The organism is Sphingomonas populi (assembly GCF_004208535.1).
Taxonomy (GTDB): Bacteria; Pseudomonadota; Alphaproteobacteria; order Sphingomonadales; family Sphingomonadaceae; genus Sphingomonas; species Sphingomonas populi.
The window spans coordinates 1-915 of the sequence record NZ_SGIS01000160.1; the positions used below are offsets into that span (position 1 = coordinate 1).

The window sequence follows — 915 nt, forward strand, 5'->3', positions numbered from 1 at the left end:
AGAGCCCGACTCATAATTGGAGTTTGGCGATACGGCGCGTCATTCTCCTGATGGACGAGACGACCATCCAGGCTTCGGACGAAGCGATGGAGGCTTCCCAGTCCTTGGCCAGGCGACGGCACCGATTGAGCCACGCCAGGGTGCGTTCAACGACCCAGCGCCGTGGTAGAACGACAAAGCCCGTCAGGTCGGAGCGTCTGATGATTTCGATCGTCAGCCGCTCGATGTGCGCGACTGCCCCTTCGAGCTTCTGTCCGGCATACCCGCCATCGGCGAACAGTCTGGTGAGCGTGGGATACGCGTCGCAGGATCGTTCGATCAGACCGGGCGCGCCGTCGCGGTCCTGAACATCGGCGCCGTGCACCACGCCTTCGAGCATATTGCCGAGCGTGTCCGTCACGATGTGCCGCTTGCGCCCCTTTATCTTCTTGCCGGCGTCGTATCCGCGAGGCCCGCCCGCCTCGGTGGTCTTGACCGACTGGCTATCGATGACGCCTGCGGTCGGCGTCATCGTGCGACCTTCCGAAACTCGCACCCATGCCACCAGCACCGCGTTGACAGCATCCAGCAGCCCGTTGTCGCGCATCCGGTAAAAATGATACTGCACCGTGGTGAAGGGCGGGAAGTCCTTGGGCAGTTGCGCCCATTGGCATCCCGTCGCAGCGATATACTGGATCGCATCCCACAAGGTTCGCGCCTTGTGCTTGCGCGGCCGTCCCACCCTGGAGGTCCGCCTCAATAAGGGCCGGATGACAGCCCATTCTTCATCGGTGCAGTCGCTTGCATAGCGCAGCCCGCTTCTGTCATGCTCGCGTCGAGCGGTTTCAGTCCAGCCCATGTGATCCTCGTGGTCTTCGCAACCCCCGATGAATCACAAGCTACTGAAATCGCTCAACTCAATTTTCGGTCGGGCTC

Annotated in this window: 1 protein-coding gene; it reads right to left on the bottom strand. The window is 61.7% G+C overall.

Features of this window, described 5'->3' with window-relative positions:
* Positions 1 to 10: 10 nt before the first annotated feature.
* On the bottom strand, positions 11 to 838 hold the full coding sequence (locus EWE75_RS24710; RefSeq protein WP_130160648.1) for an IS5 family transposase: 828 nt from the start codon (positions 836 to 838) through the stop codon (positions 11 to 13).
* Positions 839 to 915: the final 77 nt, after the last annotated feature.

Bases quoted from the DNA above. Each gene is read 5' to 3' on its own strand.
- EWE75_RS24710 (WP_130160648.1), bottom strand. From the start codon at position 838: ATGGGCTGGACTGAAACCGCTCGACGCGAGCATGACAGAAGCGGGCTG.